The organism is Winogradskyella sp., assembly GCF_025210595.1.
Taxonomy (GTDB): Bacteria; Bacteroidota; Bacteroidia; order Flavobacteriales; family Flavobacteriaceae; genus Winogradskyella.
Window position 1 is genome coordinate 1 of sequence record NZ_JAOARH010000083.1, and the last position, 21,097, is coordinate 21,097.

Here is a 21,097-nt window from a genome sequence, read left to right on the forward strand (position 1 = left end):
GTTGTGGTAATATCTTCATCTTTAGACTTTACTTTATCTGAAAAGTTTTGCAATGCTTCCTTTTCATCATCTAAAGAATTAACCATCCATTTTCCATGGATATAATGCTGAATTTCTTCTTTATTAGCAGAAGTTTCTTGTAAAGCTATAAGCTTGTCATATACTTTTTGAGCAGCAGGATATTCTTTAAATAATACTTCTAATATATCTTTTGAAACATTAAATGCTTGCTCTCTTGAAGTTGTTACATCATGCTCTTTGTTGTCATTCCAATTAAAACCTAAATCCTTCTGAACAGATAAATATAAGACTCTAAACAGATAAAAAGACACGTTTAATTCAGCTTCATTAAAAAGCGACACCTGAGAAGGTAAAAAGAAGTTATTATTCTTATAACCACCTTCCTTTTCAGCTTCATAAATATCAATAGCATTGCCTGTTAACGCTCTAGCAATGATAGTTAATCTTGGTTTTAATTCATTAAGATAAACGATATGCTCTAAGCGTTTTTGTTTTTGCTTTTTCTTTCTTTTAAAGTAGTAAGCTAGCTTAGTAAATATATATTCATCAGGCTCAAACATAAACAGAGAAGTTTATATCATTAAATCACTTAAATCTTTAAGAGCATTTATTATTTCTAAATCATCTGAAAGAGGTTCAATAACAGCAACATGAACAGACAAACGCTTTGGTAATCCGCTTTTTATAAGCTTTCCTGCATCAACTAATAATCGTGTTGAAACAGTTTCTGTTAAACCTAATTCGGTTAGATTTCTAATTTTATTAGCTATGTTAACTAGCTTTGTAGAAATTGATGCTTCTAATCCTGTTTCTGCTGAAATAATTTCAGTTTCAATTTTTGGTTCAGGATAACTAAAAGACATAGCTACAAAACGTTGTCTTGTGGAAGGTTTTAATTCTTTAAATCCTCTTTGATAACCTGGATTAAAGGAAGCTACTAAACAAAAATTTTCATGAGCAGTTATGGTTTCACCTAATTTGTCTATAAATAACTCTCGTCTATGATCTGTTAGCGAATGTATTGCTACAATAACATCAGGTCTTGCTTCTGCAATTTCATCTAGATAAAGAATAGCACCTTCTTTTACTGCAATAGTTAATGGTCCATCAATCCAAACGGTTTCAGCACCTTTAATTAAATAACGACCAATTAAATCGGTAGATGAAGTTTCTTCATTACAAGAAACTGTTATTAATCTTCTATCTAACTCATGAGCCATAAACTCAACAAAACGAGATTTTCCTGTTCCTGTTGGTCCTTTTAATAAAAAAGGCAATTTGTTGCTATATGCTTTATTGAAGACTTCTACTTCTTTTCCTATTTGAAGGTAATAAGGTTGTTTATTTTCCATACAACTTTTTTATAAAGTAAAAATCCAGAGCATAATCTACGCTATTAATCACAATTACACTCTGAATTTTAAAAAAGGGGATTTAAAAATTAAGTTACTACTAATGCTTCATCTGTAGGCTTTCCATGTTTATAAAAATCTACAATATAAAGTACTATACCTGTAGCAAACATTACTGCGCAAAGGATTAACACCACAAAATGAATACTTATTTCTGTTTGAACTTCCATAAAGTCCATTTTGAATTTTCTTTCTAAATATACTTGGGCTACACCAGCAACACCAAAAGCAACTGTCATACCTATCATACCAATATTAGACAACCAATATGCAGCTCTTCCTCGCGCACTTTGGTAAAGTTTTCTTCCTGTTAAATTTGGTAATGCATAACTAATAATTGCTAATACAATCATACCATAAGCTCCCCAAAATGCTAAGTGACCATGCATTGCTGTAACAAGCGTTCCGTGTGTGTAAATGTTGGTTTGTGGTAATGTGTGCGCAAAACCTAATAATCCTGCTCCAACAAATGAGACTATGGCTGCACCAATAGTCCAATATAAAGCGAGTTTATTAGGATGCTTTTTCTCACCTTTTCTGTACATATTAACAGCAAATAATGCCATACCTAAGAATGCTAAAGGCTCTAATGCTGAGAATATTCCACCAACGATTAACCAAATTTTATTTACACCAATGTAATAGTAGTGATGTCCTGTCCCTAAAACTCCAGATAAGAATGTAATACCAACGATTACATACAGCCACTTTTCAATAACTTCTCTATCAACTCCAGTTAATTTTATTAATAAGAATGAAAGAATACCTCCCATTATAAGTTCCCAAACACCTTCAACCCATAAGTGTACAACCCACCATCTAAAAAATGAGTCTGTCACCTGGCTATCAAACGGTAACATTCCTGGCAAGTATAGTAATGCTGCAAACAATAATCCCATAGACAGCACCATTGCTGTGGTTGTTTTTCGTTTTCCTTTAAATAGTGTTACTAATATTAATCCTAAGAATAATAATACATTAACAACTACTAAATAATCTAATGGTCTTGGAATTTCTAAAAACTTTCTTCCTTCCCAATAGTTAAAGTGATAACCGACTATGGCAATAACGCCAACTACTGCTAAACTAATCAGCTGTACATAAGCTAATTTAACACTAACTAATTCTCGTTGTGCTTCTTCTGGTATAATATAATAAGCTGCTCCCATAAAACCTGAGAGTAACCATACCACTAATAAATTTGTATGTACTGCACGTGCAGTATTAAAAGGGATAAAATCGTGGAAATTATCTAGTCCGATTCGTGCAAAACCCATTATGAAACCATAAACAAGTTGAAGCACAAGTAACAACATTGACAATGCAAAAAACCAATACGCTACTTTTTGTGATTTATATTTCATAATTACTTAAGTTTAGTCATTTTATCTTTTGCTAATGGTGATACTACTCTATCAAAACCATTTAAATCAATTTCACCAATCCATTTCAGAAACTCTATCATGTCTTCTGCTTCTTGCTCTGTAAATCCATAAGCAACCATTTTTCTACCATTGGGTTGCCATGGCACTTCAGACATTAAGATTCCTTTAATTACTTCCTCTCCTTGACCGTCGTACTTAATGTTTAATCGGTCAATAACTTTTGTAAGCTCTGGTGCATAATAAGCACCTTCACCCAAAATTGTATGGCATCCCATACAATTGTTTTCTTCCCAAATAACTTTTCCTCTTACAACAGCTTCTGTAATGTTTTCGCTATTTGCCTGATCCTGAGGTTTTGACAATGAATAAACGGTCAAGCCAATAAAAACCAAAAACGTTACAAAGGTGCCGCCAATAAAAAAGTTTCTAGCTTGTTTCTTTGATAACATTTTAATTGTATTAAGTTAGTTTAAAAAAGATATTTTTGTCTTTTTTTTCAAATATAGACCAAGAATTAAGCTAAAAACATGACAAAAATCATAAAAGACAATTATGTCTTAAATATGTGTTTTTGAGTTGAAACTATTAATTGTAAAACATAAATTAAATAACCGAAATAAGCACTTAGTCACTGACAATCGAATGCTTTAACAAAATAATTGACATTATTTACATTAATTATAAATTAGCAACTCCATAAATGAGTTAATATAAATATGGTAGGAATATTAGAACATAAAGTGTGTGAATAACAAAGAGAAAGTAATAATCCTAAAAATATTATTAATGAAATAGATTGTGAAATGATAGTACCATTACAGTAGATACAAAAGGAAAATGGATTAACTTAACACATAAAAACCGATAGAGGCTAAATATTACAAAAAATATTTAGCCTCTATCATTTTTACTTAAATTCAAGAAGAATTCTTTAAATACAATACAGCAAATTTGCAGCAGAACTACAAAAGATTAAATTAACTTTAGTTAGTTTCGTTATTGTCTTCTTTCTTTTTTCCACTAGACATAAAACTAATAAGCACACCTGCTAAAATAACACAGACTAATGCAAATACAGCAATCATTATGACTCCGTTATTGTGATCGTATATTAGTAATTTATTGATCATTGGTTTCTATATTTTGGTTTACTGAGGCTAAATTAACAAGTAAGATTAATAATAAAGATGACATTTGTCAGCTAATAACATCTTTATTATTAGAGATTATTTAAAACAACATTAATTAAATCATCTTTTTGAACAACACCAGATTGTCTCCATATTTGATGACCATTCTTATATAAAATTAATGTTGGTACTCCTCTCACCTGATATTTAGTAGCTAAGTTTTGATTTTTATCGACATCAATTTTAATAATAGTCGCTCTATCTTTTAAATGATCTTTCACCTCTTTTAAAATCGGTGCCATCATTTTACATGGACCACACCATTCTGCAAAAAAATCTACTAAAACAGGTTTATCACCATTAATTATTTCAGAAAATTTACTCATCTTAAATTATCTTAATCTTTTTTAAAAGAAACATTCCAAATACCTCTCACTTGGTTTTCAGTATAACCTTTTGCTTTATCTTCTGGATATAATAAAGTTAGTGTTTTTAATACTTCTGGCTTTATATTAGCTTCTGGCTTACCATGGCATTGTAAACACATACTATTAGTCGTTATAGGATAATATACCGTTACTTCATCATTAGTTTCATTAACTATAGGATGCATTTCTTGTTTGTTTGCTAATTGAGTTTTAAATGTTTCAATATGCTTTAATTCTGAAGTATTAGCCTTGTTTTTTTGATTTCTAGGTTTGTCACTAACGCGTTTAATGGACGCATTAAGAACTACTGCCATACTATCTGTTAGTGGATAAGCACGTTCATTACAAAAGTTTAATGCAGCTAGTGTACCTTCTTTTTGAATGGTTCCCATTAGATTTTTACCTAAAACTGCTTTTGTTGATAATGCATATTTTAAGCCACGCTCACCATAAGGTAAATCTTCAAGATTAGTATTTGCTTGTTCTTTATGTTTCCTTTTTCCTTTACCCTTTCCATGTCTCATTCCTTTTCCATGATTTTTACCATGCTCTTCATTAAAATGCTCATCAAACCACTCTGGCTTATCAATATCAAAATCAAACATATAATCTGCTATTTTTGCAATAGTTTCTTCTGGATAGCCTTGTTTAGGCATAACACCAAAACGTTTAACTGCACCACGCATTTTTGCATCTGCCTCATTAGGATTTTTTATCCATGATTGCATTGAGACTATAAACTCTTTTTTAGTTGTTTTTTCATCAATGTAATGTTTTTTTATAGCAATCATAGGTGGTCCAATTCTATCATCATGGCTTGCTGTAGGGCTATGACATACATAACAATTAGTTTCCATCAACTTTTTCCCAGGATGATTATTTGCTTCTAACTGTTTATCAAATGAGGATATATTTTTATCTTTTGAATCGTTGCAACTAAAAATAAAAACGGATAATATTATAATAATAAAAGAACGCTTCATATTAACTTATTTATATTTTAATATTCCGCCTTTTAAATCATATATCTCTGTAAATCCTATAGCTTCTAATTTTTTTGAAGCTTGTCTACTACGACCACCACTACGACAGTATATATATAATGCTTTGTCTTTATTTAATTTATCAAATTCAGCTTTAAACTTGCCAGAAAAAAAGTCGATATTTTTTGCGCCTTTAATATGGCCTCCATTAAACTCTTTATATGTTCTTACATCTACTAATTGAACCTTTTTATTTTCAACTTGTGTTTTAAATTCCTCTGAACTTAGCAGTTTTATAACATCGCTCTTAGAGGTACTAGAGCCAAATAATGAACTAAAAAATGACATAATATATATTGAATTTAATTTATAAGATAAAATTACAGGATTTTTATACTGTAATTCGTAACCTATGTTACACAAAAAAGCATATGTTATATTGTTAATAACACATGCTTATTAAGTTAAAAATGAATTTATTATTTTAAAGTTGCAGGGCAAACATAGTTTGTTCTAGGTATATCTGTTTTTTTAATATCTGCATAGCCTCCTGCTACATCTACTAAATTATGAATACCTCTACTTTTTAATATTGAAACTGCTATTACAGAGCGATAACCACCAGCACAATGTATATAAAATGTTTTGTCTTCTGGAAACTCGCTGAGGTAATTATTAAGATAATTTAACTGAGTGTTTTTTGCTCCTTCTATATGCTCTGCTACAAATTCTCCTTCTTTTCTTACATCAAAAATTACATCTTTTTTAGTTTCAAAATCCTTAGCCAATTCTTGCGCTGATATTGAAGTTATGGTATCAATTTCCATATTATCATTTGTCCATGCTTCAAAACCACCTTCTAAATAACCTATAACATTATCAAAACCTACTCTAGATAATCTTGTAACGACTTCCTCTTCTTTACCCTCTGGAGTCACTAATAAAATGGGCTGCTTTACATCAACAATTAAAGCACCAACCCAAGGTGCAAAATTACCTCCAAGTCCAATAAATATTGAACGAGGAATATGTCCCTTTATAAAATCAGATTGATGACGCACATCTAAAATTACAGCTTCTGTTTCATTAGCTGCTATATCAAAAGCTTTTGGTGATAATGGTTTGTTGGCATTAACCATAACATTATCAAAACTCTCATAGCCTTTTATGTTCATCATTACATTTTGCGGAAAATAACCTGGTGGTTCTGTTAAACCATCTAAAAGCTCTTTAATAAACTCTTCTTTGGTCATATTTGCCCGTAAGGCATAATTTGTTTTTTTCTGGTTACCAAGGGTATCTGTTGTTTCTTTACTCATGTTTTTACCACAAGCAGATCCTGCACCATGATTTGGATATACAATTAAATCATCACTTAATGGCATTATTTTGTTACGTAAAGAATCGTATAAATGAGAGGCTAATAAATCTTGAGTGAGTTCTGCTACTACTTTTTGTGCCAAATCTGGTCTACCTACATCTCCTATAAACAAGGTGTCACCAGTTGCAATTCCGTGCTCATTTCCATGCTCATCTATAAGTAAGTAGGTTGTACTTTCCATTGTATGACCAGGAGTATGGATAGCTTTAATCTTATAATCACCGATTTCAAATATTTGTCCATCTTTAGCTACAATAGCTTCATAATCTGGCTTTGCTGTAGGACCAAAAACAATTTTTGCCCCAGTTTTCTTCATTAAATCTAAATGGCCAGAAACAAAATCTGCATGAAAATGCGTTTCAAATATATATTTGATCTTAGCATTATCTAATTTTGCTCTATCTATATAAGGTTGAACCTCTCGCAAAGGATCTATTATAGCTGCTTCTCCCTTGTTTTCAATGTAATAAGCTGCATGTGCTAAACAGCCTGTATAAATCTGCTCTATCTTCATAATATATTTGTTAATGATAAGATTATATTGTGTATATAGTATTAAATTTTTTTAAACATTATAGTAACAAAAGTTACATAGTTAACTCTTTATAAATAATGTATATACCCATTAAAAGTACAAACCAACCAAAACCTTTTTTTAGTTTTTTACCTTTTATAAAATTAGACATATAAATTCCTAGAAATATACCTATTACAGATATTGAGGTAAAAACTAATAAGAACGGCCAATTGATCTCTAAATTTTCTACATCTCCTATAAAACCAATCAAAGATTTAATAGAAATAATAAGTAATGACGTAGCTACTGCATTTTTCATTGGTAGTTTTGCTAACAAAACAAGCGCTGGAATAATTAAAAATCCTCCTCCTGCTCCAACAATACCTGTTACAATACCAACCAATACACCTTCTATTAAAATTAACGGATAGTTATTTGCAGTTTTTGGAGCATATGCTAAATCATCGCGCTTATTTTTAATCATTGATAATGAAGCCACTAGCATTATAATAGCAAAAAATAGCATTATAGCTATACTTTTAGTTACTACAAAATCATCAATAGAAAAAACACGATTTGGTATTGCTGGCACTAGGTATTTTCTAGTAACATAAACAGCGATAAAAGCAGGAATAGCAAATACTATAGCCGTTTTAAAATCTACCAATCCTTTTTGTATATTTCTAATGGCACCCACTAGAGAAGAAACACCTACAACAAACAAAGAATACGCTGTAGCAGTAACTGGATTAACAGATAATAAATATACCAATATAGGAACCGTTAATATTGAACCTCCCCCTCCTATTAGGCCAAGTACTACACCAATAAATAGAGCTCCTATGTAGCCCAATATCTGATTTAAATCCATGTAATATTGATTCGTTAGTTTTCAAATCTAATAGACAGTTTAACTTTTATTCGTAACATGTGTTACAGTTTACATTATATCTATTAAAAAAACTTACTTAATGATACCTCTCAAATATAATATCGCCACAAAAATAAGCTTTCTTTTCTGTTATTGCTCAATGTAATTCTTACTGCAAATTTTTAGTAAAAGTTAGATAAATTATATTACCCTAAGAAAGAATAAAACACAAAACAAAACCCTTTACATAAAATTGTAAAGGGTTTTTTATACCTAAGTAAATCTATAAGCCGGATTCTGTATCGAAACAATTGTCTCGATCCTTATCATTTATCTGAGCTTACTGTTACCAGCAAACTTTAGCTGTCTACCCTCCAACATCGAACGTGCAGCTCTCAAACGTTGGTATACATGACATTGCACCACATAGAGTTTACCCGATTTCACTACAGCATTACCTGTACATACTTTCTGTTGCACTTTTCCTAGCCTTGCAACTGGTGGCTGTTAGCCACTATGTTTGCACTATGGTGTCCGGACTTTCCTCACCAACAATAAATATTGGTGCGATAAGGCAATCTACTTGCTTGCAAAGCTACAACAAAGAAATTCCAAATTCTAAATCTCAAAGACATATCTCATTTTTCAATTTAATTTCTCTTTCATCTTCAAAAAAATGTTAATAACTCCTATTAAATTTTAATCCTCAGAAATGGCTATTTAAAGGTTATTACTAAATTTGTGTTATAAGTAAAGCATCATAAGATGCTGAAATAAATTCAGCACAATTTGGAACACTTTGTAGTATCAGCTCGTAAATACAGACCGCAAACCTTTAAGGATGTTGTGGGTCAGCAAGCTATTACCAATACGCTACTTAATGCCATAGAAAATAATCATTTGGCACAAGCCTTATTATTTACTGGACCTCGTGGAGTTGGTAAAACTACTTGTGCTCGTATCCTTGCCAAAATGATAAATAGTGATGGCAATACAAACGAAGATGAAGACTTTGCTTTTAATATTTTTGAGTTAGATGCTGCCTCTAATAATTCTGTAGATGATATTAGAAACTTAACCGATCAGGTTAGGATTCCGCCACAGGTTGGTAAATACAAAGTGTATATTATTGATGAGGTACACATGCTCTCTCAAGCTGCTTTTAATGCATTTTTAAAAACTTTAGAAGAGCCACCTAAACACTGTATTTTTATTTTAGCAACAACAGAAAAGCATAAAATTATACCGACAATTTTATCGCGTTGTCAAATTTTTGATTTTAAAAGAATTACAGTTAGAGACGCTAAAGAATATCTTAAATACATTGCACAAGAACAAGATATTAATGCCGAAGATGATGCCCTACACATTATTGCTCAAAAAGCAGATGGTGCCATGCGAGACGCCTTATCTATCTTTGATCGTGTGGTAAGTTTTTCTGGTAAAAATTTAACGAGACAAGCTGTTACTGAAAATCTTAACGTCCTCGATTATGAAACTTATTTTGAAAGTACAGATTTAATCCTCGAAAATAAGATTCCAGATTTACTGGTTCAGTTCAACACTATTTTAGCTAAAGGCTTTGATGGCCATCATTACATTGCTGGTTTAGCATCGCATTTTAGAGATTTAATGGTATGTAAAAATCAAGCCACAATAGAATTGTTGGAAGTTGGTGAGGAAACTAAACAAAAATATGTATCGCAGTGCTTAAAGACTACTAATGCTTTTTTAATGAAAGGCATTCAACTAGCAAATGATTGCGACTTAAAGTACAAAACCAGCAAGAATCAACGTTTACTTGTTGAGTTAACACTAATGCAATTAGCCTCTATCACTTTTGATGGAGAAAAAAAAAACTCTAGGCATTTCATAATTCCGCCCTCTTATTTTAAAGCTAAAGGAATAACACCTATTGCTGTTAAAAAGACTGAGAATAAAAATGATTCTACTGAGAAATCAATAAGCAATACAGGTAAAACAATTATTGCTTCAGGTGCTGAACCTGCTGTGGTTCCAAAAATTTCTATTGATAATGCTAAAAAATCTACTTCAGGATTATCTCTAAAAAGCATTAGAAAAAAGAAAGAACACCAAATAAGACAATTAGATGTTGTTGTAGATGAGGAAGATTTACCAAAAGAGCACGTTGAGCAAGAAGATTTAACCAAAGCTTGGAACGCTTACGCTACCTCAATATCTAAAAAAGGTGAAAAGATATTAGCCTCTATTCTGCAAATGGCAGAGCCAAAATTAGAAGGGACAACTATACATTTAACCTATTCTAACAATACCAACAAAATAGAGCTAGAGCGTGCACAATACCCTCTAATGGTTCATTTAAAAAAGACCTTAAAAAATTACGATCTACATTTAGACATTACGGTTAATGAAGAAATAGCAAAAAAATACGCTTTTACACCTCAAGAAAAATACGAAAAACTAAAAGAGAAAAATCCAAACATAGAATTATTAAAAAAAGCATTTGGTTTAGATATATAACGATTATGAGAACATTATTAGGCTTACTAATTGTAGTAATACTTGGGTTTACAAGCTGCGAAGGTCGTAAAACCCAAAGTCAGGCTTTAGCAGAAGATATTGAAGAGTTTAAAAAAAATGTATCTGTAGAAATTGATGTTTACAAACCCGAATCTTATATAGAACGCGAAGTAGATTCACTCTTAAACAATGGTTACAGAGTTAAAATAAAAACTTATACTGATATGGAAAATAGTATTCTATTCACAAAGATTAAGGATACAATAAACTATCAGACCTACTATAGAAATTTTAAGTTCGATATTTTGGTTGAAAAAGATGGCAAAACCATTTTTAACAAGAATTTTAATAAGGATAAGATGAAAACGATTCTCAAATACGATCCATCTTCAGATATTAAAATGAAAGATTTTGACGAATTAGCCATCTTAAAATCAGTTGAATTAAATGATGACTTTCCATATTCCGAATCAATTAAAATAGAAATAATGTATGCTATTCCCGAAACGAATAAGCAATCTTTACATGTATTATCTATTGATGATAAGGGGCAAATGAAAATAGAACGCAAAGAAGAAAATAAATAATGTTAGGACTAAAATTACCAACAGACCCAAGATGGGTAAACATAGTAGAAAAGAATATTGAAGAAATATTAACAGACCATGCATACTGTGAGCAAAAGGCTGCCAGCACTGCAATTTCTTTAATTGTAAGTTTCCCAGAATACACTGAGTTAGTACAAGAAATGATTGATTTGGTAGAAGAAGAAATGAGTCATTTTAAAATGGTACACGATCTTATTTTAGAACGCGGTTGGACATTAGGTAGAGACCGAAAAGACGACTATGTTATTGCTCTATTAAAATTCTTTCCAAAAGGAGGTAGCAGAACAACACAATTAGTACACAGGCTATTATATGCAGCCTTAATTGAAGCTCGTAGCTGTGAACGATTTAGATTACTATCTGAAGAATTAGAAGATAAGAAACTTGCCAAATTCTATAAAAAATTAATGATTAGCGAAGCTAACCATTATACTATGTTTTTAAGCTTTGCAAGGCAATATGGCGAAAGAAAAGAAGTTGATGAAAAATGGCAACAACTCCTTGATTATGAAGCTGAAATAATGAAAGATTTAGGCAAAAAAGAAACTGTACATGGCTAAATTTGATTAAATTAGAACAATAATTTGCTCTAATTTATCATGAAACATTTTTACACGTTATTCTGTGTCTTTACACTAGTTAGTTTTAATACGTATAGTCAATCTGATTTAATTGGCACTTGGTATCTAGACCACATTGTTAAAGACGATGTTACGTACCCAAATTATTTTAACGACAATACTGTTTTCGATTTAGAATTAACAGATAACCCTTATGGACCAACAGGTAATTATGAATTTACATCAGGTCATGGTTGTAATTCTTCAACAGGTGTTTACAGCTTTAATTCTAATGAAATAATAATAGATATTGCTGGTACCACACTTGCTGATTGTGTAACTAAACCTTTTGCCATATACGAATCACTTTATTATGTTGAATTTAACCAACTTAATGGTGACACTGCTTTTTCTTATGCAATAACTGGAACTGGTAATGAACAAGTATTAACTCTAACCAATCCAAACAACTCAAACACCATAATTTATAAAAAGCAGCAACCTACAACTTTGTTAATATCTACTTGGTGGTTGCATCATATTGATATTCCTGGAAACCCAATAATTGATATTCCTGAAGGCGACTCTCCACTTATAAATTTCACTAATGAAATTTTTGTACCATTACCACTTTTACCTGAACTAGATGGCATTGGTGAATGTGAAGTATTTAACGCGAAGTATAGTGTATCATTCAACGGAGCAAACAATCTCAGTGTTTCTGAATTTGTTGCAACATTATCTGCGTGTGCCACACAAGCTTACGAAGGCATATACTTTAATATACTTAGTGATGAAACTTCAAACTTTTTTGAGTTTGAAATTACAGAAGATGGTTCTACTTTAATTTTAACCTATTTATTAGGTGCTAAACTAATTTATGGTGACACTAGTCTATCTTTAGAAGAGCAAACCAAAGAAACTGTAACCGTATCTATATTACAAAATCCTGTAAAGGATTACCTTAAATTAAATATAAACAATAAACTACTAAACAATAACTTAGAATATCGCATATACGCAATTGATGGTAAGCTTATAAAAACTTCAGATTTTAATACAGATGCTATAAATGTTAGCCAAATGCAGTCTGGTATTTACTATATTAGTTTTACAGATAATAATACTATAATTGCTAACCTTAAGTTTATAAAAAAATAAAGGCCTTAACCGTAGTTAAAGCCTTTTAGTTTTCTTAAAAAGAAATCAATCATTAAATCTTAATACCAAAACCAAATTGAATCACATGGTTTTTGGCTTCAGCATCTGTTAAATCATCATCTAATATATTAGATAAACCATACGAATATCTGGCATCTAAAAATAACTCATCGGTAATCATATATTCTGCGCCAACAACACCAGAAAATGCAAATGTTGAAAATCCATCTTTGTCCTCCCAAGTCTTTAATGCAACTTGTGGACCTGCTGCAAAAGATAATCTATCTGAAGTAGATAATTTTAGCAAAATTGGCATTTGTATGTAATCTGCTCTTAGGTCTTCATGCTTTCCACCTTCAGCAGACCATTGCAATTCTGTATGCAATGATAAATCTTCAGTAAACCCGAATTCCGCAAAACCTGCAAAAGCAAAACCATTACGATGTTTGTTTTCTATAGTAGCATCTGGATCAAAATCTAGATTAGAAATATTAAGTGCTCCTCTTACACCATATCTTATTTCTTGAGACATACATATTGTTGTAAAGCATACTAATACTGAGGCTAGTAAAATTTTTTTCATAATAATCAATTTGAGACAGCGAATATAAATTAAATTCTAAATTTTGGGTAAATGTATAGATTTTTGCAATAAAAAAGTAGTTAAATGGTAATATTCATTATTAGATATCATACTGTTACGCTAGAAACAGTTTTATGGTAAATACTTTTAATTATACCATCAGACAATCCAATTTTAGGTACAAATATATGTTTAGCTCCACTCCATTTCATAGCAGACAAATATATACGTGTTGCAGGAATAATAACATCTGCTCTATCTTGATTAAGGTTTAACTCTGCAATACGTTCTTCGTAAGAGTAACTTTGTAGCATTTTATAATAACTCGTTAAATAAAAATAGGTTAATGGTTTACCAATATTTTTACCTGATATTTTAAATATTTTATTAATATTTCCTCCAGAGCCAATGAGCTCTATTTTATAATATTGCTCAGTATTTTCTTTTATCCATTTTTCGAGTTCCTTCCAAGTAGCTTTTTCTACCATGTCATTTAATAATCTTACTGTACCGATTTTAAACGATCTAGACTTTATTTTTTTGCCATTATGAATAATGGAAAATTCCGTGCTACCTCCTCCAACATCAACATATAAATACGTTTTATTAGGATCTATAAATGTATGCAGATCTGTTTCGGCAATAATTGCAGCTTCTTCTTCACCATCTATAATATCTATATTAATACCACTAACATCATGTATTTTTTTTGCTAAAGCAACACTATTATTGGCTTCTCTCATAGCAGAAGTGGCACAAGCCTTATAACGAGCTACTCCGTGAGACTTTATTAGTAGACTAAAAGCCTTCATGGTATCTATCATTCGTTCTTGATTGTATTCCGATATTTCGCCTTTAACAAAAACATCTGCACCCAATCTAATTGGTACACGAACTAAAGAATTCTTCTTAAAAACAACTGGTTTTCCTTCTTGCTCTATAATATTTGATATAAGCAATCTTACGGCATTTGAACCTATATCTATTGCTGCGTATTTTTGTATCTTAAGCATTATTATCCTTCTAACTTATTTATATAATATTTATAGGTATCGAATTGAGCTCTCACTTTTGGTTTATTGTTTGTAAGATACGTATTGTCTTGCATTTCATTAATAACACGAGCTTTTACATTATCATTCCAACAAATATTAAATAAATCTTGTAATTCTTGTTTAATATCTTCATCATAAATAGGACAACTTACTTCCACGCGATGCTCAATGTTTCTGGTCATCCAATCTGCCGAAGATATATATGTTAAAGGATTATTATCATTAGAAAATATATACAAACGTGTGTGTTCTAAAAATTTATCTACAATACTAATAACTTCAATATTTTCGCTCATGCCTTTAACACCTGGCACTAAGCAACATAAACCTCTAATAATCATTTGTATTTTAACTCCTGCTCTACTTGCTTCATACAACTTATCAATCATTTTATAGCTACTAATGCTATTCATTTTTAGTTTGATAAAAGCTTCTTTTCCATTTTTAGCATTTTCTATTTCATTATCTATTAAAGCAAAAAATCTAGTTCTAGAGTAATGAGGCGATGTTATGATATGTTTATACCTGTTAACTACATAATTAACTTCTAGAAAATTAAAAACCTTATTTATATCTTTAAGTATCTTAGCATTAGCTGTTAATAGTGTGAAATCTGTATAGAATTTTGCAGTAGATTCGTTAAAATTACCTGTACTTACAAAACCATAACGTTTGAGCTTATTATCTTCTTCGCGTTCAATAACACACATTTTACTATGCACTTTTAAACCAGGGACACCAAAAAGCATAATTACACCAGAATCTTGCATTTGCTCAGCATAATTTATATTTGCCTCCTCATCAAAACGAGCTCTAAGCTCAATAGATACAGTAACTTTCTTTCCGTTTTTTGCAGCATTAATTAGAGAACTTGCAACATGAGAAATTTGTGCCAATCTATAAATAGTAATTTTTATAGTTTTCACCTTAGGATCTAATGCTGCTTCTCTAAGAAATTTAACAACGTAAGAAAAAGTATGATAAGGTGTATATACCAAATAATCTTTCTTAGCAATGGTAGTAAAAATACTTTCTTGTAAACTTAAGCCTTTAACAGGCAATGGCTGTATTCTATCATATAACAGATCTTTCCTTCCTAAGCTAGGAAAACCCATGTAATCTCTTCTATTATGATAACGTCCACCAGGAATAATACTATCTCTTGAATCTATAGACATGCGCTCTAATAAAAAGTTTAGCGTATCGCTATCTATATTTTTATCATGAACAAACCTAACAGGATCTCCACTTTTTCTTTCTTTAACACTACGAGATAATTTATCTATAAAACTCTTACTTAAATCACTATCAAAATCTAACTCACCATCTCGTGTTATTTTAATCATATGAGCAGAAATGGTCTCATAATCGAAAATATTAAATATCTCATCTAAACAATGGCGAATTACATCATCTACCATAATGATGTAATTAGCGTCACCCTCTTTTGGTAGAACGATAAAGCGTTCCATATTCTTAGGAATTTCTATTAAAGCATACTGATATTTACCATCTGAATTAGACATCTTTACAGTTAAATATCCTGCACTATCCTTTAATTCGGGTAAATCAACAGCTTCGTTTAAAACAATAACGACAAGAGCTGGGCTAATTTCTTGATAAAAGTAATTCTTTATAAAATCTTTTTGACTAAAATTTATTTCAGATTCATTGATTATAAAAATATTTTCTTTCTCGAGCTCTTCTTCAATATGATGTAATATTTCTAAACTTTCCTTTTGCTGCTCTATTACTACTTTAGTAATTTCTTCTAACAATTCACCAGCTTTAATACCACCCAGCTCACTTTTACCACCTTTACCTGCATCAAATATTCGTTTAACAGTAGCATAACGTACTTTAAAAAACTCATCTAAATTATTAGAAAAAATACCTAAAAACCGTAAACGTTCAATTAGAGGAACTTTTTTATCTGCTGCTTCTTGTAATACTCTAGCATTAAATTGTAACCAACTTAATTCTCTGTTTATGTATATATTCTTGTCTTTTGTCATGCTCTTAATTCCTTAGGAATAAAAATATAATCTGTTGTACCTTGCTTTAAATCTTTCCAATTATCGATGTTAAAATTAAGTTTAATTAATCCACTGGTTGGTAGATTATCAATTAATTTATCACCAAAAATATTAGCTATGGAGGTAAATGCATGATTGTGGCCAAATAACATCACACAATTATGCTGATTTGATAGCATTTTAATGAAATTAATAACACTTTCACCTCCAAAATCGTATAAATCTCTTTCTACTGAAACTGAATTTTCTGACAAATTAAAAACTTTTAAAAATATTTTGCAGGTAGAAAGCGCACGATTTGCAGGGCTTGAAATAATTTTGTCGGGTAATACTTTATACTTAATAAAGTGGTTAGCTATTAATACTGCATCATCCTTACCCCTCTGTTTTAGAGGCCTTTCCGAATCTGAAACGTTATGTTTCCATGATGATTTTCCGTGTCTTACTAGTATAATTGATTTCATAATATCCGATTAAATGCAAATTATTTCGATAAAATGTTGCAAAATTCCGTTTTATAAATTAATTTGCCGCTTTAACTCTAATGTTTTTAAAAAACTTTGGTTATAAGTTCATTTGTAGAGTAAAATTAATGTAAATGACCCCAAATCAAAAATATATTAATCCATACGATATGTTATTTACATTAATAAGAACTCCCTCTATTTATTTTGCAATTAACGAAACAAAAATTGTTACTCAAATTTTGAATGACTAGGCTTACTTTGCCATAAAAGTATGGCTTCATTCTAAATTTAGTACATCATAGACATTATAAGTTATTATGTATAATATGAGAAACAAGTACAATTGTATTTTAGATTTAAGTATAACTAAGACTATTTTAATAGCTTTATTAGTAATACTTCCTAATGTATCATTTGCTCAACAATCACCTTCTATTCAATCTGGTGTAACATTTCAATGGGCAGATACGCAGTCAAATAATAGTAACCCAGCTACTATTCAATCAATAACAATAGATGGAACAATCTATAACACCTTTGTTGTACCTACGAGTTATGAGATGACTCAATTAGGTCCAGATGGTCATAGTCCGAATAGAATTAGACAAAATGGTAGTTATGTTGGCGGCAATAGTAGTCAAGCTAATTGGGTGGCAAATGCAACTGCTGCTTTCCAGGATAAAAATTTAAATCATTATTTTAACGCTAATCCTAACGGTAGAAATATTTGCACAAATTTTAATGCTGCAGCAACAACCGATGCTCAAAAACAAACTATTTTTTATAGTCCTGCAATTCCTTCTAATGAAGGCGCCGTTATTGCAGTAACAGAACGAGGCGGTAATAATTGTTTTTACATTGAAGTTTGGGGAACACCTACTGGTGGAGGACCCGAACAAAAACTAGGTGAAACATTTGTACGTAACTCTGGTAATTATAGAAACTGCACCTTTGCGCCTCCTATATCTGGATCTGACTATTGGCAGTCAGGACGATGTAACGAAAATGGGCAAACCATTGGTATCGGGCTTTTCTATTTAGACGATATTGCACCCTCAGGTTCTAACATCACTAAAATTGAATTTATCGCAGCCACAAGAGATCATGGTGACGGTAAATTTTTTATTTTACAGAAATATGCTGTAGACCAATCAGAAACTAACTGTATTGATTCTAGCAAAAGTGGTGATTTAAATATTTTAAATAATGTTCCATCAGGCTCAACATATACCTTGGTTTCTGGACCTACACCAGCTGGTCAATATTTTAATTTAAACTCTGATGGAACATATACTTATATTCCAACTTCTGGATATATAGGTGACGTAACATTCGATTATGAAGTTTGCTTACCAGCACCAAATACCTCTGTATGTGATACAGGCAAAGTTACATTAACTTATATAGATTTACCACCCAACCCAACCTATGAAATTAGTTGTAACGGAACAAATGATTTTGTTCTTACGGTAGAAAGCCCAACTGGTATAGAATTTGAGTATTCTCTTGATGGTACTAACTTTCAAGATTCTAATATGTTTTCTGGTATTAGTGAAGGTTCATACACCATAATAGTTAGAAATAAATTCATTGGATGTACAACCTCTTTCAATAATAACCCTGTTATTATTGAAGATTTAAAAATAAAAGGTACGGTTACCGATATACTATGTAAACCTAATGCCACTGGCGTTATTGATGTTACTGTATCAGGAGGCGAACCTCCTTATGCTTATGCTTGGAGTAATTCTGCAACTTCAGAAGATTTATCTAACGTTACCGCAGGAACTTATACTTTAACGGTTACTGATGCTAATGGATGTAATATCTCTAATGATTTTACCATTAATCAACCTACAGAAGAGTTAACCTCTACTATTATATCTACAACAGATGTTTTATGTTTTGGAGATAATAATGGTTCTATTGATATCGATGTTTCAGGTGGTACATCACCTTATACTTATTTATGGAGTACTGGAGAAACTACTCAAGATATTTCAGGACTTAATGCAGATACCTATACGGTAACTATTACTGATACCAATGGTTGTACTACAACTAATCAAGCTATAATTAGCCAATCAGGATCTTTACTAACTGCTACTTTAGATAGTACTACAAATATTGATTGCTCTGCTAATTCTAACGGAAGCATAACTGTAAGTGCTTCTGGAGGTATAGCTCCATATCAATATTCTATAGACAGTGGAACAACAAATCAATCAACCGGATTGTTTGAAAATTTAACAAGCGGTTCTTATACGGTATTAATTACAGACAATAACGGTTGTACTACTAACGTAATTGCTACAATAGCTGTCAATGATAATGAGAATCCACAAATATCTGTTCCTGGAATTATCAATCTCGAAGGATGCTCTACATCAGATATTACAAGCTCAAACGCTGTTTTTGATTTTAATAATTTTGGCTCTAATGATATAAAATCGATATTTAATTCTAATGTTAATTATAATGCATCTGATGATTCTATTATTCATAGCATAACGTACAACGATGTTGTAACTTCAACAAATAGTTGTTCAATTACAGTTTTAAGAACTTTTACTATTACTGATACTTGTGGAAATTCTGCAACTACAAACCAAACGATTACTGTAGTTGACACGACTGCACCAACAATTTCAGCACCTGCAGATATTACAATCGAGTGCGGTCAAGAAATACCACCAATTGTTGATATTATTCAAAGTGAAAGTTTCATTAATAGTAGTAATTATTCTGACACAAATAACGAATATTCAGTATCAGCTTGGTTCAGACCTTCAAACGGAAGTAATTATATTTCAAGAAATTTTGCTGTACCAAATAATCTTGGGTTTGGTGTTAATGGTAATGTTTCTGGTGCTTCAGGAGAATTAGGCGCTAACTCTACTGGCACTGAAATAATTAGAGTAGACTTTAGCAACCCTCAATTATTTATTAAAGTTGCATTTGGATGGAAAAACCCATCTGAAGATGCCCTATTAACATTCTATTTAAATAACCAACAAGTCGGTACAACAAAAAGACACTATGGTGGAAATGATGGTATAGAATCTGATATATTGTTTACAGCAGACAACGGAGAAATGTTTGATCGAGTAGAATTTTCTGCCCCTTACAGTATTGGTGATTCTGGTCATGACTATCTTATCCATACAATTACATTTAACAAAGTTGCTCCTCAATTTGAAGCTGCCACTGGCGCAGATACATGTGGTGCTGTAACTATATCTGGATCTGATTCTGAAGTTGCTAACTGTGGCAACACGAAAATAATTACTAGAACTTGGACAGTAACGGACGAATGTGGTAATAGCGTGTCTGCCGATCAAACGATCACTGTTCAAGATACTACTCCACCAACTATTGATAATACAAATACCGATAATATTGTAATCCAATGTGGTGTTACTCCTGATGGTACACTTGAAGCCTGGATTGCTAACAATGCTGGCGCAACTGCTTCTGATACTTGTGGTAACATAACTTGGTCTAATGACTTTGGTGCTAACACTAACGTAGATTGTGCTAATGGTGCTATTACAGTAACCTTTACTGCTACGGACGAATGTGGCAATGCGTCTAATACGACAGCTACTTATTCTATTATTGATACGGTTGATCCTGTATTAACCATTCCTGCGGATGTTACCGTAGAATGTACCGAAAGTACGGATACTTCAGCTACTGGTACGGCTACTGCTACGGATGATTGTGCTACTCCTAATGTCACGTTCTCTGATGTTGAAGTAGACAACTGTGGCAACACAAAAATAATTACGAGAACATGGACCGCTACGGATGCTTGTGGTAATTCAGTCTCTGCCGATCAAACCATTACGGTTCAAGATACAACACCTCCTACGATAACAGCTCCTGCGGATATCACCATTGAATGTACTGATGATGCATCATCTGCTAATACTGGTGTCGCTACGGGTGCTGATACTTGTGGTAATGTTACTATTACCGAATCTGACGTAGAAAC

Annotated in this window: 18 protein-coding genes, 1 other RNA gene and 1 pseudogene; 5 read left to right on the forward strand and 15 right to left on the reverse strand. The window is 31.6% G+C overall.

Features of this window, described 5'->3' with window-relative positions:
- The 11 genes and pseudogenes from N4A42_RS08855 to rnpB all read right to left on the reverse strand — a co-directional run.
- Positions 1–581, reverse strand: a pseudogene (locus N4A42_RS08855) (NorD protein); the annotation flags it as partial.
- A 12-nt stretch (positions 582–593) separates the two neighbouring features.
- Positions 594–1,373: a CbbQ/NirQ/NorQ/GpvN family protein gene (locus N4A42_RS08860; protein WP_294072973.1), complete on the reverse strand. Its 780-nt coding sequence runs from the start codon at positions 1,371–1,373 to the stop codon at positions 594–596.
- Between the two features lie 89 nt (positions 1,374–1,462).
- Positions 1,463–2,797 carry a cbb3-type cytochrome c oxidase subunit I gene (locus N4A42_RS08865; protein WP_294072975.1) on the reverse strand — a complete coding sequence of 445 codons (1,335 nt, stop codon included), beginning with the start codon at positions 2,795–2,797 and terminating at the stop codon, positions 1,463–1,465.
- Positions 2,798–2,799: 2 nt separating this feature from the next.
- Entirely contained in the window at positions 2,800–3,267 is a 468-nt protein-coding gene (locus N4A42_RS08870; RefSeq protein WP_294072977.1) for a cytochrome c, read from the reverse strand.
- Between the two features lie 534 nt (positions 3,268–3,801).
- A complete protein-coding gene (locus N4A42_RS08875) occupies positions 3,802–3,948 on the reverse strand; it encodes a hypothetical protein (protein WP_294072980.1) in 147 nt (48 codons plus the stop codon).
- 89 nt (positions 3,949–4,037) lie between these two features.
- A complete protein-coding gene (trxA, locus tag N4A42_RS08880) occupies positions 4,038–4,334 on the reverse strand; it encodes a thioredoxin (RefSeq protein ID WP_294072983.1) in 297 nt (98 codons plus the stop codon).
- An 11-nt stretch (positions 4,335–4,345) separates the two neighbouring features.
- Positions 4,346–5,359, reverse strand: coding sequence for a DUF3365 domain-containing protein (locus tag N4A42_RS08885; RefSeq protein ID WP_294072985.1), 1,014 nt, complete (start codon positions 5,357–5,359; stop codon positions 4,346–4,348).
- A 6-nt stretch (positions 5,360–5,365) separates the two neighbouring features.
- Positions 5,366–5,707, reverse strand: a complete 342-nt coding sequence (locus N4A42_RS08890) for a rhodanese-like domain-containing protein (protein WP_294072987.1) — start codon at positions 5,705–5,707, stop codon at positions 5,366–5,368.
- Positions 5,708–5,838: 131 nt separating this feature from the next.
- Positions 5,839–7,254, reverse strand: coding sequence for an MBL fold metallo-hydrolase (locus N4A42_RS08895; RefSeq protein WP_294072989.1), 1,416 nt, complete (start codon positions 7,252–7,254; stop codon positions 5,839–5,841).
- Positions 7,255–7,327: 73 nt separating this feature from the next.
- Positions 7,328–8,128 (reverse strand): sulfite exporter TauE/SafE family protein, encoded by an 801-nt coding sequence (locus N4A42_RS08900; protein WP_294072992.1) that lies wholly within the window; start codon positions 8,126–8,128, stop codon positions 7,328–7,330.
- A gap of 270 nt (positions 8,129–8,398) precedes the next feature.
- An RNA gene (gene rnpB, locus N4A42_RS08905) (RNase P RNA component class A) lies at positions 8,399–8,714 on the reverse strand.
- A 203-nt stretch (positions 8,715–8,917) separates the two neighbouring features.
- Here rnpB and dnaX point away from each other — a divergent pair.
- The 4 genes from dnaX to N4A42_RS08925 are packed head-to-tail and all read left to right on the forward strand — an operon-like array spanning position 8,918 to position 12,959.
- Positions 8,918–10,630, forward strand: a complete 1,713-nt coding sequence (gene dnaX, locus N4A42_RS08910) for a DNA polymerase III subunit gamma/tau (RefSeq protein ID WP_294072994.1) — start codon at positions 8,918–8,920, stop codon at positions 10,628–10,630.
- A 5-nt stretch (positions 10,631–10,635) separates the two neighbouring features.
- Positions 10,636–11,217 carry a hypothetical protein gene (locus tag N4A42_RS08915; RefSeq protein WP_294072997.1) on the forward strand — a complete coding sequence of 194 codons (582 nt, stop codon included), beginning with the start codon at positions 10,636–10,638 and terminating at the stop codon, positions 11,215–11,217.
- Entirely contained in the window at positions 11,217–11,798 is a 582-nt protein-coding gene (locus tag N4A42_RS08920; protein ID WP_294073000.1) for a tRNA-(ms[2]io[6]A)-hydroxylase, read from the forward strand. The genes N4A42_RS08915 and N4A42_RS08920 overlap by 1 nt, the downstream gene beginning before the upstream one ends.
- Positions 11,799–11,837: 39 nt before the next feature.
- Positions 11,838–12,959, forward strand: coding sequence for a T9SS type A sorting domain-containing protein (locus N4A42_RS08925; RefSeq protein ID WP_294073003.1), 1,122 nt, complete (start codon positions 11,838–11,840; stop codon positions 12,957–12,959).
- A 52-nt stretch (positions 12,960–13,011) separates the two neighbouring features.
- Here N4A42_RS08925 and N4A42_RS08930 read toward each other — a convergent pair whose 3' ends face one another.
- The 4 genes from N4A42_RS08930 to N4A42_RS08945 all read right to left on the reverse strand — a co-directional run bounded on the left by N4A42_RS08930 (position 13,012) and on the right by N4A42_RS08945 (position 17,097).
- The gene (locus N4A42_RS08930; protein ID WP_294073005.1) at positions 13,012–13,542 is read right to left on the reverse strand and encodes a porin family protein; all 531 of its coding nucleotides are present in this window, start codon (positions 13,540–13,542) and stop codon (positions 13,012–13,014) included.
- A gap of 107 nt (positions 13,543–13,649) precedes the next feature.
- Entirely contained in the window at positions 13,650–14,555 is a 906-nt protein-coding gene (locus N4A42_RS08935; protein WP_294073008.1) for a Ppx/GppA phosphatase family protein, read from the reverse strand.
- A 2-nt stretch (positions 14,556–14,557) separates the two neighbouring features.
- Positions 14,558–16,612 (reverse strand): polyphosphate kinase 1, encoded by a 2,055-nt coding sequence (ppk1, locus tag N4A42_RS08940; RefSeq protein WP_294073011.1) that lies wholly within the window; start codon positions 16,610–16,612, stop codon positions 14,558–14,560.
- A complete protein-coding gene (locus N4A42_RS08945) occupies positions 16,609–17,097 on the reverse strand; it encodes a histidine phosphatase family protein (RefSeq protein WP_294073014.1) in 489 nt (162 codons plus the stop codon). Before N4A42_RS08945 ends, ppk1 begins: the two co-directional genes overlap by 4 nt.
- A gap of 329 nt (positions 17,098–17,426) precedes the next feature.
- On the opposite strand from N4A42_RS08945, the gene N4A42_RS08950 reads away from it, so the two are divergent.
- Positions 17,427–21,097, forward strand: a 3,671-nt coding sequence (locus tag N4A42_RS08950; protein WP_294073017.1) for an Ig-like domain-containing protein, incomplete at its 3' end; no start/stop codon positions are given.